The organism is Bacteroides caecigallinarum, from assembly GCF_016901995.1.
GTDB classification, from domain to species: Bacteria; Bacteroidota; Bacteroidia; order Bacteroidales; family Bacteroidaceae; genus Phocaeicola; species Phocaeicola cellulolyticus.
Genome location: NZ_JACJLE010000249.1, coordinates 1 through 216, shown reverse-complemented (window position 1 = coordinate 216; position 216 = coordinate 1). Strand labels below are relative to the sequence as shown.

At 48.1% G+C, this 216-nt stretch carries 1 rRNA gene; it reads right to left on the bottom strand.

Annotated features, from left to right (window positions below):
* Positions 1-216: ribosomal RNA gene (locus tag H6A61_RS15845) — 23S ribosomal RNA — on the bottom strand; the annotation flags it as partial.

The following is a 216-nucleotide window of genomic DNA, read 5'->3' as shown; positions in this document are numbered from 1 at the left end:
AGAGGTTTGGGCTCTTCCCCGTTCGCTCGCCACTACTGGGGGAATCATTGTTATTTTCTTTTCCTGCAGGTACTAAGATGTTTCAGTTCCCTGCGTTAGCCCCTTACTAAGTAAGGTGATATCCCTTCAGGATATCGGGTTGTCCCATTCGGAGATTCACGGATCAAAGGTTATTTGCACCTCCCCGTGACTTTTCGCAGCTTATCACGTCCTTCA